Below are 12458 nucleotides of genomic sequence, written 5' to 3'. Positions count from 1 at the left end.
ACCTCGTCTTTCGAGAACTCGTTGTGTTGTCCTGTCTGGGCCCTGCTCAGGGCGTGGAAGTCGGCCTCGGTGTACGCGTCGATCCGCGGCGTGCGCCTAGAACATGGCCAGACCGCCGGTCACCGGCAGGATGGCGCCGGTGATGTTCCTGGCGCGTTCGGAGGCGAGGAAGGCGACGGCTTCGCCAATGTCCTCGGGTGTCTGACCGCGGCGGAGGGGGATGCTCTGTTCGTTCTTGCGCCACACCGCCGGGTCGAGCGTGTCCCAGATGGCGGTCCTCACGATGCCGGGGCAGACCGCGTTCACGTTCACGTTGAAGGGGCCCAGCTCGAGGGCCATGACCTGGGTGATCATGATCGCGGCCGCTTTGGTGGCGTTGTAGGTCAGGTACTCCTCGACGGCCTGGTGGCCGGCGAAGGAGCTGATGTTGACGATCTTTCCGGAACCCTGCTGCTTGAAGTGGATGCCGGCTGCCTGGGCGGCGAAGAAGAGGCCGCGCTGATTGATGCTGTTCAGCCGGTCCCACTCCTCCTCGGTGATCTTGTCGAAGGGCATCTGGGCCGCGACTCCGGCGTTGTTGACGAGGATGTCGAACCCGCCGAACTCCCGGACCGCCGCGTCGATCACGGTCGCCGCACTGGCCGCGTCCGACACGTCCTGCCGTACGGCGAGCGCACGTCCGCCGTGCGCACGGATCCCCTCGGCGGCCGACCGCACTCGGCTGTCGTCGATGTCGGTGAGAACGACGGCGGCACCGTGGTCCGCGAGCGTTTGCGCGATGCCTTTTCCGATGCCCTGTGCGGCACCGGTGATCACCGCCACCTTGTTGGTGAGGTCGTTGAGATCGGCCATGACTGGCCTCCTTGGCAGGCGGGGGACCGTGCGGGCACGGGCGGGTGCAGCACGGAAGTGACATGGTGTTGCCGGGTGCGTACCGGCTCACGTCGCCGGCGCGGCGACGCTCGGAGGGCGCCCGGACGTTATCCGCGGGCGGGATCGCCGGCGCGCTCGCCGGCTGCGTGATGGACGCGGGCGTCGGCGGCGCCGAGTCGGAGACCGGCCAGGTATCCGAACGTGATGATGGGGCCAAGGGTGCCTCCCGCGCCCGGGTAGCCCTGCCCGGTGGGTGAGGCGGCGGCGTTGCCGACGGCGTAGAGGCCCTCGATCACGGCGCCGCGGGCGTTCAGCACCCGGCCGTGGGTGTCGGTGAGGGGGCCTCCCTTGGTGTCCAGCAGGCCGGGGCCGAGGATCGTCGCGTACAGGCGGGTGTTGAGGTTGAGGCGCCTGAGCAGGGGGTTGGGGCCGTCACCGTCGCCGAAGCGGGAGCTGACGTAGCGTTCGAAGCGGCTCTCGCCCCGGTGGAAGTCGGTGTCCACGCCGGCGTCGGCCAGGTCGCCGAAGCGGTCGAGCGTCGCCTTCAACTCGGTGACGAAGCCGTCGTCGAGCCGACCGTGCCCGACGTGCGCGCCGAGGGTCTGCAGACGGTCGTCGACGGCCGCGGCCAGTTCCTCCAGGGAGTCACCGGGCACGACCCAGTAGGCACTGTCGATGTCCACGGGAATCGGGTTACCGAGCCGGTCGATGGCCCAGCGGTCGGCGACCTCCTGGTCCCAGATGGTGATGAGCGGGAAGTTCGCGTAACGAAGCGTCTCGGGATCCCAGGCCGCCATGACCCGTGCGGCTTCGTTGTAGGGAGCCTTCTCGTTCAGCACGCGCCGACCGGAACAGTTCACGGAGAGCAGCCCGTCGCCGAGTGTGTAGAAGGAGCAGAAGACATCCTGCGGATTCTTCAGGAGCCTTTCCACCACGACGGGACCGCACCAACCCTGGTTCATGTTGGCGAACCGCGCTCCCAGTTCGCCCGCGAGAGCGATGAAGTCCCCGGTGTTGGTCGGGGCGGCACAGCCTCCGATGTAGGGACCGTCAAGGTACTGGAGTCGCAGGTCGGCATTGTGGGTGAAGCCTCCCGTGGCGAAGACGACTCCGACCCGGGCGTGGATGTGCAGCCGGTGCCCGTCCTCGGTCTCCGCCACCACGCCGACGACCCGCCCGCGGTCCAGGATCGTGTCGACGACCCGGTGGCCGGTGAGCAGGCGGACACCCAGACGTTCGGCTGCGGCGACGAAGTCGTCGATCAGCAGCCGGCCGCCTTCGGCTCCGCCCATGGAGCGTGAGTGGTAGAGCCCGCGGCCCTGGGGCGTGAGGTTCTCCGGGACCTTTTCGAGGTAGTCGTACAGGCCGTTGGACGCCTGTGCCAGGTGCAAGGCGTCAAGTCTCTCCAGTTCCTCGTGTGCCTGGGCGCCGTGGTCGTAGAACGCGGCCAGGCCGTCGAACTCCCATTCCGGCAGGCCGAGAGTGGGCGAATGAGGGTCGTACAGCGCGGGACGGCCGATCCTGGCGAGGTATCGGAGGGCTGCTGTCCGGTCATCGGCCACTCCTTGCTCCCGCAGAAACTTGTTGTTGGGGATCCATACCCCTCCGGCCGACTTCCTGGTGGTGCCTCCGAATCGAGCGGCTCGTTCGAGAACGAGTACCGAGCGACCGTGACTGGCTGCGGTGACGGCAGCGGACAGACCTCCCGCACCACTGCCGGCGACGACCACGTCGATGTCCACGTCGTACTGAAGCGGGCGGCTCTCAACATTCAGCATGGTGCTCCTAGCCCAAGCCTGTGTCACGCATGGCGGACACTTCTACTCATATCGTCAATGAACATGTGTGGGCGGCTCCGGTTCTGGCGGTGCACAGGCATTCCGGTGGCGACACCGAAGTGGAGCGGACGTCGATGAGCTCGGACTGGACCATCCGGTACTCGTGCGTGAGGAGAAGCTGGAGATCCTCCACGCCGAGCGCCTCGGCTGCCCGGCCTGCGATGGAGGACATGGCTTCCCGGCCCTGATGCTCGCTGTTGAAGACAAGGGCGATGACGCCGTCGGGAGCCTCGCTCGGAGCGCTCAGGTGTTCCCGCGTAAGCATCGGGACGGCCATGTCGCGCAGCAGGTGCCGTTCGTCCAGCAGGCCCGGCAGTTCCAGGGGGCGAAGGGCGAGCTCGTCCTCCAGTAGCGCGGCGAAGTCGTTCGGCGCCGAGGTGGCCAGGTCGGCGTCGCTGCTGGATCGGTAACAGATCTCGACGACCCAGGCGACCGGGAACGCCGACTCTCCTGTGCTCGCGGTGGCGGCGACGTGGTCTGGGCGTAGTGCTCCAGGCCCGGCATGCGCTTGACGATGTCGGCGTGATCGGTCCTCCAGCGCCGACTGAAGGCCGACGGCCACAGCGACGAGTTGCGTTGGAGGAGGGTGATGCGGTGAAGCACGATCGCGACCTTCCGGTAAGTGCAGCAAGCTCGGGAGAACAACCCCGAGAGCCGCCCGGCTCTGTGCACTATGTGCATCGTGTTTCGCCATATTTACACTGGGCTTGCGTGCTGGCAACCCCCGTGTGGCACGAAACCTCGGTGCGGGGGAGTGAGGAGGAGCTACCTCGCAAGCGCTGAGTAAAGTGCGTGCATGAGCACTCCACCTGCCGATCTGCCCCCCTCGCCCGCCGAGGAGGAAGAGCCGGCCAACTCGCGCAACGTCGGCTCGAAGACGCTGGCCAGGGGGCTGCGTGCACTGGAGTTCGTCGCCGGGGCGGAGGGCGGTGCGACCATCCAGGAGCTGGCCGCGGAGCTTCAGGTCCATCGGACGATTGCCTATCGCGTTCTGGCGACGCTGGAGGATTTCAAACTCGTCTTCAAGGACCCCGAGGGGCGGTACCGGGCCGGAGCCGGACTCAGCGCCCTGGCGCATCAGGTTCAGCGCGGTCTCCGCGAGACTCTGGAACCGTATCTGCGTGACCTCGCCCGTGAGCTGCAGGCAACGGTGGCTCTGTTGGTCGCGGAGGGGGATGAGGCCGTGGCGGTCTCCGTCGTCGAACCGCCCTACTCGTCGTATCACCTGGCCTTCCGGACCGGCAGCCGGCACCCTCTCGACCGGGGTGCCGCGGGTCACGCCCTGCGTGCGGCGATGGAGCGGTCGGTCGGCGAGCCGGAGATCGTCACCAAGGCCCGCGGCGACGGCTACGCCAGCACATGGGGAGAGGTCGAGCCCGGCGCCTACGGCGTCGCCATCCCCCTCCGTCGCGGAGTGGGGCTGCCGGCGGCCTGCGTCAACCTCATCACCAATCGCGCCGAGGTGGCAGAGCGGGCCATCCCCGTCCTCCTGGCGAAGGCCGAGGAAATCAACGCCAGCCTTTCCTGAGTCCGTCTTCAGTCGGCGCCACCGTCGCCACGCCGCGCCCATTCTCTTCACGCGATCATCCGCCGCCTCCCGCAGCTGTCACTGCGGGAGGCGGTTCGCTTTCCAGCCCTCGGACCAGCTTGACACCCACATCCATCGCTGTTCACATAGTGCTATTAAGTGTGTAGATAGTGTTCCTCGGGGTTCCCCGCGCCAGCGGCCCCGACCTTTCGAAGGACCGATGTTCATGGCACATCGTGGATACGACAGCGTCTGGTCCGACCTGCAGCAGGTGGAGTTCAATCAGGGATTCCTGCAGGCCGGCCCCTACCGCACGCGGTACCTGCACACGGGCGACGACTCGAAGCCCCTTCTGCTGCTCCTGCACGGCATCACGGGGCACGCCGAGGCTTACGTCCGCAATCTCCGCAGCCACGGAGAGCACTTCAACACGTACGCCCTCGACTTCATCGGCCATGGCTACTCGTCCAAGCCGGACCACCCCTTGGAAATCAGGCACTACCTGGACCAGATCCAGCACGTTCTGGACACTCTCGGCGCCGAACGGGCCTACTTCTCGGGCGAGTCGCTGGGCGGCTGGGTCACGGCACGGATGGCGCAGCAGCACCCGGACCGTGTGGAGCGCATCGTGCTCAACACGATGGGTGGAACCATGGCGAACCCCAAGGTGATGGAGCGGCTGTACACCCTTTCCATGGAAGCGGCCGAGGACCCGTCATGGGACAGGGTGCGCGCCCGCCTGGAATGGCTGATGGCCGACCCGATCATGGTGACCGACGACCTGATCCGCACCCGTCAGGCCATCTTCGAGCAGCCCGACTGGAAGGCGGCCTGCGAGATGAACATGGCTCTGCAGAACCTGGAGGTCCGCAAGCGCAACATGATCTCCGACGATGATCTGCGCTCCATCGCCGCGGATGCCCTGGTGATCTGGACGACCAAGGATCCCTCCGGTCCCGTCGACGAGGGGCGGCGTATCGCCCAGCTCATTCCGAAGGGACGGCTGGCCGTCATCGAGAACGCCGGGCACTGGCCGCAGTACGAGCAGACGGAAGAGTTCGACCGCATTCACCTCGATTTCCTGCTGGGCGGCTGATCGATGCGCGGCATGGCGAAGGGAGGAGAGACTCTCGTGAGCAGCAGGGTGGACACCGACGTCCTCGTGATCGGAGCAGGCCCGGTCGGACTCACGCTCGCGAACCTGCTCGGGGGCTATGGACAGCGGGCCACCGTGGTCGAAGCCCGCGCGGAACTCATCGACTACCCGCGAGGTGTGGGGCTGGACGACGAGTCCTTCCGCACCATCCAGACGATGGGCCTCGTCGACGAGATCGGCCGGCACACGGTCCCGCACCACATCATGCGCCTGGTCAACGGCAAGGGGCAGGTGCTGGTGACCAACGATCCGGCCACCGAGGAGTTCGGCTGGCCGCGCAAGAGCGGATTCGTACAGCCTCTGGTCGACAGGGAACTGCTCGCGGGCCTCGACCGCTTCGACACCGTCGACGTCCGCTTCAGGCACCAGCTGGAGGACCTGACCGAGGGCGACGACCACGTCGTGGCGACCGTCCGCGCGGGCGGGCCCGGCGAGGACAGCGCCCTGCATCAGCTCAGGGCCCGGTACGTCGTGGGCTGCGAGGGCGGACGTTCCTTCACCCGCAACTGGATGGGCGTCGGCTTCGAGGGCAAGTCCCCCTCGACCCGCTGGCTCGTCATCGATGTCGACAACGATCCGCTGGGCACTCCCAACGTCTACCTCGGAGCCGATCCGAAGCGCCCCTACGTGTCCATCGGCCTCCCGCACGCCATTCGGCGCTGGGAGTTCATGCTCTTCGACCATGAACCCGCCGAGTTGGTCGACGACCCTTCCTTCATGGCCCGATTGCTCGCCGACCACGTCCCCGACCCGTCGCGACTGGACGTCATCGGCCAACGTGTCTTCACCCATCACGGCCGTATCGCCGGCAGCTTCCGCAAGGGTCGTGTCCTGATCGCCGGCGACGCGGCCCATCTGATGCCGGTCTGGCTCGGGCAGGGATGGAACTCCGGCATCCGCGACGCCACCAACCTGGCCTGGAAACTCACCTCCGTCCTGCGGGGGCAGGCTTCTCCGGCACTGCTCGACACCTACGACGTGGAACGCAGGAATCACGCGCAGGCCATGATCGACCTGAACCTGACCGCGGGCTCGATCATGAAGTCCGACCGCAAGGCCGCCACGGTCCGCGACGCGGCGGCCGCCGTGCTGAACCTGGTGCCGTCGGCCAAGAGCTACTTCACAGACATGCGTTTCAAGCCGATGCCGCGCTACGACCGCGGGGTGGTTGTCGACGTCACGAGCCGCACACCCGGCCGGGCGGCCGAGCGCATTGCGCGCAAGCTGCTCCCCATGGTCGACGCCCCCGACGACAGGTCGCCCGTGGGCACCCAGTTCATCCAGCCCCGGGTGAACACCCAGGACGGCCCCGGTCTCCTCCTCGACGACGTACTCGGCCCGTGGTGGACCATCGCCGCCTGGGGCAACAGCCCCGCCCGCCTGCTGAGCCCCGACGACCTGGAGCGGGTACGCCAACTCGGCGCCACCCTGGCGTGCTTCGTCCCCGAAAGACAGCGCGCCTGGGCCGAGAAGGAATACACGGACGCTTCGGTCCCGGTCGTGGTGGTGGGAGACGCGGACGGTTCCGTCAAGCGGTGGTTCGACAACCGGCCGGTCGGAGTGCTCTTCCTGCGCCCGGACCGGTTCGTGGCCGCAGCGTGCCTCGCGCAGGAGGCGTCCGCCGCCTTCGCCAGTGCGCTGACGGCCATGTCCTTCACCCAGCGGGAGGTCTGACTGTGTCCGTTGCCCTGGTGTGCATGTCGCACAGCCCCCTGCTCGAGTTCGGTGAACCGCCGGCGGATGTCCGCGAAGCCGTCGACAGAGCCTTCGCCGACGCACGGGACTTCGTCAACGACTTCGACCCCACCCTGGTCGTCTCGTTCGCACCCGACCACTACAACGGCTTCTTCTACGAACTCATGCCGCCGTTTTGCATCGGCTACGCCGCCCACGCTGTCGGCGACTACGACACCCAGTCCGGCCCTCTGGACGTTCCCGCCGACCGTGCCGAGGCACTGGCCCAGCATGTGCTCGACCAGGACATCGACATGGCGATCTCCCGCCGTATGGAGATCGACCACGGAGCGGTCCAGCCACTGGAGATCCTCTTCGGTGGGATCGATGAGCGGCCTGTCATCCCGGTCTTCGTCAACGGCGTGGCCCGGCCTTTCACCTCCATGCGCCGCGTCCGCCGTATGGGAGAGGCCGTCGGCAGCCACCTGCCCGAGCTGTCCGAGCGGGTTCTGGTGATCGGTTCCGGCGGGCTGTCCCACGATCCGCCGGTGCCGCAGTGGGCGTCGGCGACGCCGGCGCAGCGGGACATGCTGCTGAACGGCCGGCACCCGACGGCCGCCGCCCGGGCCGCGCGTCAACAACGCGTGATCGACACCGCGAAGCAGTTTGCCCGCGGCGAGGCGGGCATCAAGGATCTCAACCCGCAGTGGGACGAGCGGTTCCTCGACATCTGTGGCTCAGGCGACCTGAGTCCCTGTGACGTGCTCACTCCCGATGCCATGGCGGCCGATGCCGGCAACTCCGCGCACGAGGTACGGACCTGGCTCGCCGCCTTCGCCGCACTTGGCGCCGTCGGCCCTTACGAGGTCACCTCGCGCTTCTACCGCTCCATCCCTGAATACATCGCCGGATTCGGGGTGATGACGGCACGCGGGACCCAGTGACCGCACGGACTCTTCCCGGACGGGCCGTTCGGCCCGTCCGGGCTCAGGCGACGGTGGACGGCCGAGGGCTCATCCTCGCTCTCAAGCTGTGCGAGACGACGAGTTCTCCTGAGCCGAGTTGCCCTGTGACCCGCCGCTGGGGCGAAAAGTGACCGACTCGCCGGAGAAGCGAGCGCTGAGTCCGCTCGCCGTGGGGGTGACCGAGCGCAGGTGCAGGCCCTCGGGGATGTTCCGTAGCTGGATCGGCTTCTCGAAGATCTTGTCGAGCAGTGCTTGGGTGGTGGCCAGTTCGCCGCCCGTGACCTCGAAGTCCTTGAAGGCGACACGGTTGCCGGAGACCGCCGAGACGGTGGCCGTCACGGTGACCTCGCTGCCAAGGGGGAGCGGGACGCTCGCATTGATCCGGCCCGGGCGGGTGCCCTGGGAGACCTCCAGGCCGATGGCGTGGGCCACGTCCGTGTACGACAGGTAGGCGGTCGCCTCCGCCGAGTGTGCCAGTGCCTCGGTGTCGTCGTCGGGCTTCGACAGTCCGTCCAGTGCGAGGTCGAGTCGGGAGACCGGAAGTGGGCGGTCGGGTCCGTCGGCGGGTATGTCGTGCGCGGTGATGTCCACGTGCCGCAGGGTGCCGGAGGCCAGTTCGGTCAGCACGGGGAAGCCGCGGACGTGGACCTCGGGCCGTTCGGGTGTGTCCATGCCCTGCTGGAATGCCTTCGCCGTGCGCGACTCCACGCGGGCCGTCGCGACCCGGTCGACCACGAGGGGCACGAGGGTCAGCGCGACCAGGACGACGCCGACGACGACCGGCCGTCGGGCCCTGCGGCGATCAGCGCGGCGGTGGCGGCGCCGGTGCCGTCGTCGCCCCAGGTCCCGGAGTTGACGCTGTCCAGGAGTGCCAGCAGGTGTGCTTCGAGGGCTCTGCTGAGGGGGCCGGGCGGAACGCTGGTGTGGAAGACGCCCTGCCGCTGGCCGCGGGCGAGGATCCCGGCGACCGTGTCGCGGGCGGGGGAGAGGAGTTCGCTCACCCGATCGGCCCCCAGATCCCGGCAGGCGAGGGCGATGAGTGTGCGGTAGCGATCGCCGACCGGCCACAGGGTGAGGACAAAGCGCGCCAGGGCACTCGCCGGGTCGGGGGACGGCGTTTTCCCGACGGTGACCGCGAGGCGTATCGCTTCCCCCGCATCCGCGGCGAGTCCCTCGACGAGCGCGGCCCGACCGGCGAAGTGCATGTAGACGGTGCGACGTGCCACGCCGGCGGCCTGGGCGATGTCGGCGAGGCTGCTGTCGGGGTTGCGGCCCAGTTCTTGCTGGGCCGCTTCCAGGATGCGGGTGCGGGTGGCACGCGCTGGGCGACGCTGTGGCGCGTACGGGGCTGGTCGGCTGGTCACGTCGGCACCTCTGGCGTGGAGCGGGCGGGGGTCCCCGAGATATTTGCACGGTAGTGAGCAATAAACTAGCCTACTCATAGATGTGCAATTAACTCGTCCCTGGGAGCCCCCATGCCCTTGATCGCCGCCACACCCGTCGAGAAGATGACGGGGCCCTATCCCCGCCGCTGGTGGGCTCTGATCGTGCTGTGCCTGAGCCTGCTGATCGTGGTCATGGCGAACACATCGCTGATCGTGGCCGCGCCCGACATGACCACGGACCTGGGCCTGTCCAGCAGTGATCTGCAGTGGGTCATCGACGGCTACACCGTCCCGTACGCCGCGCTGATGCTGGTGCTGGGCTCGATCGGCGACAAGTACAGCCGCCGGGGCGCCCTGATCACCGGTCTGGTGATCTTCGCGTGCGGCTCGGTGATGGGCAGCCTGGTCGACGAGACCGTACTGGTCATCACGGCCCGCGCGATCATGGGTGTCGGCGCCGCCGTCGTCATGCCCGCCACGCTGTCCCTGCTGGTCGCGACCTTCCCCAAGCGCGAGCGGACCCGGGCCATCACGGCGTGGACCGCCACCTCCGGTCTCGCCATCGCCGTCGGCCCGCTGGTCGCCGGATGGCTGCTGGAGGACCATGCGTGGGGCTCGACCTTCCTGATCAACGTCCCCATCGCAGTCGTCGCCGTCATCGGCGCGCTGGTCCTGATCCCGCCGTCCAAGGCCGAGGGCATGGGCCGGATCGACTACGTGGGCGGACTGCTGTCCATCGTCTCCGTCGGCTGCCTGGTCTACGCGACCATCGAGGGCCCGCACTTCGGCTGGGGCGCCGGCCCGATCGCCGCCGCGGTGGTCGCCGGTGTCGGCCTGGTCGCCTTCGTCGCGTGGGAGCTGCGCCATCCGCACCCCATGCTGGACGTGCGCAAGTTCCGGCTGCGCCCCTTCAGCGGGGCGATGCTCGCGGTGCTGTTCTTCTTCTTCGGCACCTTCGGCGCCATCTACTACTCCACCCAGTACCTGCAGTTCGTCCTCGGCTACGACGCCCTGGCAACCGGCGTACGCCTGCTGCCGCTGGCCGGCGCCGTGTTCCTCGGCGCCGCGGTGACCGGGCAGCTGACCCCGAAGCTGGGCATGAAGCCGATGGTCGTGGTCGGCATGCTGATCGGCACCACCGGCGTCTTCCTGCTCACTCAGGTCGACAAGAGCTCCACGTACACCGACTTCCTGACACCGATGATGCTGCTCGGCTTCGCGATCGGCCTGAGCGTGTCCCCGGCCACCGACACCATCATGGGCTCCTTCCCCGAGTCCGAACTCGGCGTCGGCGGTGGCGCCAACGACACCTCCATGGAACTCGGCGGCTCCCTCGGCATCGCGATCCTCGGCTCGCTGCTGGGCACGGCCTACCAGGACAAGCTGACCGACCTGGTCGGCGGACAGCTCCCGGCCGACACGCTGGAGACCGCCAAGGAATCCGTGGGCGGCGGCCTCGCGGTCGCCGAGCAGCTCGCGAAGACCCCCTCGACGGGTGCCCAGCAGGCGCAGGCCCTGGTGGACGCCGTGAATGAGTCCTTCGCGCACAGCGTCGCGCACACCAGCCTCATCGGCGGCATCATCATGGCCGCCGGGACGCTGATCGTCTTCGCCGTCCTGCCGGGGCGCAAGCGCGCCGGAAAGCCTGTTCAGGAGGATGCGGTGGAGGCGGAGGCGGAGGCGGAGCGCGCGGGCGTCGTCTGAGGCTCCCGGCGGGACGGTTCAGGAGGAGGTCGCCCGGCGTGGATCCGCCGTAGTCCTCCATCCCAGGACGGTCGTGCCTGAGCGGCGCACGGCCGGGGCGGTGCCGGGAAGGACAGTCGGCACCGCCCCTCTTCCGGTCCTCAGCCGAGGTCGGGCAACGGGCGCCGAGCGACCTCGCGGGTGCGGCTGACCGGCGGTGCCCAGGACCAGGGCGATGTCGACCCTCGGGCCGCCCGACACGCGCAGGGGCGAGGTTCGAGGCGGCCTCGTCACCGTCGAGGTCGTGGCGGGAGAACCTCAGCTCTGCCAGGGACAGCTGCGTGCCGTCGAGGGTGGAGAGGGCGGCGATGGGTTGGAGGGCCGGTGAAGCGGTCGGGACGATCCCGACCTTGAGATTGCGCAGGGCTCGAGCGGCGGCGCCGTTGTCCGAGCGGGACATGTTCGAGGCAGTGGCGGCGCAGGACCTGCACGAGTTCCGGGCGTGGCTCGGGAATCCGAGTGCTGAGCGGGATGCCTGCCGCGCCGAGTTCCGCCGGGGCGTCGAGACCTGCCGGAGGCACTGTCAGGCGGTCCGGGTCATCCCCCGCTTTTCGTTGCCATACGGGTGGCCGCTTCGTAGACCAACTCCGCATGCAGCTCGAACATCGCCACGAGGTCGACGGTGTCGCCGTCGACCTCCCGTTGGACGAAGAGGCCGTCTGCGCCGGCGACGGCATAGATGGAGAGCGTGCGTACGGCGTCCTCGTTCAGGTCGGGGATCAGGACCTCGATCACCTCGGAGATCTTCCGGCGGGCGATGTCGCGGACCTGGAGGAACACCGTCCGGCCCCGGGGCTCGGTGGGTCGGTGCTCCAGGGCGAGCATGAGGCCCAAGCGCAGGAAGTCCGGTGCGTCGACGAGTGACTTCGCCACGTTCGCCGCCATGCTCGTGACACGCTCCAGTGGCGAGCCCGTTTCTTCCCCCGGCAGCTCGACGGCCGTGAGCCATGTCTCGAAGCTGCGCTCGATGACGGCGGCGATCAGGTCGTCCTTGTCCTTGAAGTGCCAGTAGATCGAGCTCGCGGGCAGCCCGCACTTGGCGCTGACCGCCGCGATCGAAGTGCCCTCGTACCCGCGCTCACCGGCGATCTCCACCGCGGCGTCGAGGATGCGCTGCCGCGACTCCACCCCGTTCGCGCGCTTCCTGCGCGCCGTCTGCGGCCTGGTCATCGAATCCGCCCTTCCTCATCCAGCCCTTGACCTCGTCGTGCGCCCACTTTACCGTAGCGATGATTCTAATTGGAGTAAACGCTACAACAAGAGCCGACGCAGTTCAGGGACGACAGTGAGGTGGCC

General features: G+C 68.3%; 11 protein-coding genes. 5 read left to right on the top strand and 6 right to left on the bottom strand.

The window, feature by feature from the left end:
- Positions 1-96: 96 nt before the first annotated feature.
- The 3 genes from ACFY1L_RS05610 to ACFY1L_RS05600 all read right to left on the bottom strand — a co-directional run bounded on the left by ACFY1L_RS05610 (position 97) and on the right by ACFY1L_RS05600 (position 3273).
- On the bottom strand, positions 97-852 hold the full coding sequence (locus ACFY1L_RS05610; protein ID WP_388818527.1) for an SDR family NAD(P)-dependent oxidoreductase: 756 nt from the start codon (positions 850-852) through the stop codon (positions 97-99).
- Positions 853-980: 128 nt separating this feature from the next.
- Positions 981-2651: an FAD-dependent oxidoreductase gene (locus tag ACFY1L_RS05605; protein WP_388818524.1), complete on the bottom strand. Its 1671-nt coding sequence runs from the start codon at positions 2649-2651 to the stop codon at positions 981-983.
- A 46-nt stretch (positions 2652-2697) separates the two neighbouring features.
- Positions 2698-3273: a hypothetical protein gene (locus tag ACFY1L_RS05600; RefSeq protein ID WP_388818521.1), complete on the bottom strand. Its 576-nt coding sequence runs from the start codon at positions 3271-3273 to the stop codon at positions 2698-2700.
- A 234-nt stretch (positions 3274-3507) separates the two neighbouring features.
- Here ACFY1L_RS05600 and ACFY1L_RS05595 point away from each other — a divergent pair, with 234 nt between their 5' ends.
- From ACFY1L_RS05595 to ACFY1L_RS05580, 4 genes are all read left to right on the top strand, one after another.
- Positions 3508-4239, top strand: coding sequence for an IclR family transcriptional regulator (locus ACFY1L_RS05595; protein WP_388818518.1), 732 nt, complete (start codon positions 3508-3510; stop codon positions 4237-4239).
- Positions 4240-4465: 226 nt separating this feature from the next.
- Positions 4466-5335, top strand: a complete 870-nt coding sequence (locus tag ACFY1L_RS05590) for an alpha/beta fold hydrolase (RefSeq protein ID WP_388818515.1) — start codon at positions 4466-4468, stop codon at positions 5333-5335.
- Positions 5336-5371: 36 nt separating this feature from the next.
- On the top strand, positions 5372-7069 hold the full coding sequence (locus ACFY1L_RS05585; RefSeq protein ID WP_388818512.1) for a bifunctional 3-(3-hydroxy-phenyl)propionate/3-hydroxycinnamic acid hydroxylase: 1698 nt from the start codon (positions 5372-5374) through the stop codon (positions 7067-7069).
- A 2-nt stretch (positions 7070-7071) separates the two neighbouring features.
- Entirely contained in the window at positions 7072-8013 is a 942-nt protein-coding gene (locus ACFY1L_RS05580) for a 3-carboxyethylcatechol 2,3-dioxygenase (protein WP_388818509.1), read from the top strand.
- A gap of 81 nt (positions 8014-8094) precedes the next feature.
- Here the strand turns inward: ACFY1L_RS05580 and ACFY1L_RS05575 are convergent, their stop codons facing one another.
- Both ACFY1L_RS05575 and ACFY1L_RS05570 read right to left on the bottom strand, forming a co-directional pair.
- Positions 8095-8778, bottom strand: a complete 684-nt coding sequence (locus ACFY1L_RS05575; RefSeq protein ID WP_388818506.1) for a DUF2993 domain-containing protein — start codon at positions 8776-8778, stop codon at positions 8095-8097.
- A 5-nt stretch (positions 8779-8783) separates the two neighbouring features.
- A complete protein-coding gene (locus ACFY1L_RS05570) occupies positions 8784-9398 on the bottom strand; it encodes a TetR/AcrR family transcriptional regulator (protein WP_388818503.1) in 615 nt (204 codons plus the stop codon).
- Positions 9399-9509: 111 nt separating this feature from the next.
- Between ACFY1L_RS05570 and ACFY1L_RS05565 the strand changes: the two genes are divergently transcribed.
- Positions 9510-11123, top strand: coding sequence for an MFS transporter (locus tag ACFY1L_RS05565; RefSeq protein ID WP_388818500.1), 1614 nt, complete (start codon positions 9510-9512; stop codon positions 11121-11123).
- Positions 11124-11699: 576 nt separating this feature from the next.
- On the opposite strand, the gene ACFY1L_RS05560 is transcribed toward ACFY1L_RS05565, so the two are convergent.
- On the bottom strand, positions 11700-12332 hold the full coding sequence (locus tag ACFY1L_RS05560; RefSeq protein ID WP_388818497.1) for a TetR/AcrR family transcriptional regulator: 633 nt from the start codon (positions 12330-12332) through the stop codon (positions 11700-11702).
- Positions 12333-12458 lie beyond the last annotated feature (126 nt).

The sequence above is a fragment of the Streptomyces sp. NPDC001663 genome, assembly GCF_042893105.1.
Lineage (GTDB): Bacteria > Actinomycetota > Actinomycetes > Streptomycetales > Streptomycetaceae > Streptomyces.
The sequence above is the reverse complement of the archived record's forward strand: the minus strand, read 5'-3'. Positions and strand labels throughout refer to the sequence as shown.